At 71.9% G+C, this 1098-nt stretch carries 1 protein-coding gene; it reads right to left on the bottom strand.

Going from position 1 to position 1098, the window contains the following annotated elements; genetic code table 11:
• A partial coding sequence (gene lgt, locus ACFU6K_RS39530; protein ID WP_380671583.1) for a prolipoprotein diacylglyceryl transferase occupies nucleotides 1-1021 on the bottom strand: 1021 nt, incomplete at its 3' end.
• Between the last annotated feature and the right edge of the window lie 77 nt (nucleotides 1022-1098).

Below are 1098 nucleotides of genomic sequence, written 5' to 3'. Positions count from 1 at the left end.
GGTTCTTGACGTCCTCGCCGGCCGTCTCGGCGGCCGGCTTCCCGTCGGCCTTCTCCTCGGCCTTCCCGTCGGACTTCTCGGCCTTCTCGGCCTTCTCGGCCTTCTTGCCGCTCTTGCCCTCGCCCCGGACGGCCTCCGTCACGGCACCGCCCGTCGCGGCGGCCTCCGCCGCGGCGTCCCGCTCCTCCTGCGCGGCCGGATCGATGCTCGCCGGGTCCTCCCGCCCGGGCCGCTTCTTCCCCACGATCACGAAGTACGCCACCGCGCCCGCGAACACCGCGATGGACACCCAGTCGTTCAGCCGCAGGCCGAAGTAGACGTGCGCGTCGTCGATCCGCAGCCACTCGATCCAGAACCGGCCCACCGTGTACGCGGCCACGTACAGCGCGAACGCCCGGCCGTGGCCCAGCGTGAAGCGGCGGTCCGCCCAGATCACCAGCAGCGCGACACCGACGCACCACAGCGACTCGTACAGGAAGGTCGGCTGGTAGACGCCCTTCACGACCTCGCCGTTCGGCAGCGTCTTGTCGATCTCCAGGCCCCACGGCAGGGTGGTCGACCGGCCGTACAGCTCCTGGTTGAAGTAGTTGCCCCAGCGGCCCAGCGCCTGCGCGAGGGCGATGCCCGGCGCGATGGCGTCGGCGTACGCGGGCAGCGGCACGCCCCGGCGGCGGGCGCCGATCCAGGCGCCGACCGCGCCCAGCGCGACCGCGCCCCAGATGCCGAGGCCGCCCTCCCAGATCTTGAGGGCGTCCCAGGGGTTCTTCCCCTCGGCGAAGTACAGGCGGCCGCCGTCGGTGATCACGTGGTAGAGGCGGCCGCCGACCAGGCCGAACGGCACGGCCCACACGGCGATGTCGCCGACGGTGTGCTTGGCACCGCCCCGGGCGACCCAGCGCTTGCTGCCGAGCCAGACGGCCACGACGACACCGAGGATGATGCAGAAGGCGTAGGCGCGCAGCGGGATCGGTCCGAGGTACAGGACGCCCCGCGACGGGCTGGGAATGTAGGCGATATCCATGGCAGTTCCGACGCTACAGGGTCCGAAGGCCCGCTCGGACACCCTTGGGGTCACAGAAACCGAACAACGGGCCGCGC

The organism is Kitasatospora sp. NPDC057512, assembly GCF_042802135.1.
GTDB lineage: Bacteria > Actinomycetota > Actinomycetes > Streptomycetales > Streptomycetaceae > Kitasatospora.
The sequence above is the reverse complement of the archived record's forward strand: the minus strand, read 5'-3'. Positions and strand labels throughout refer to the sequence as shown.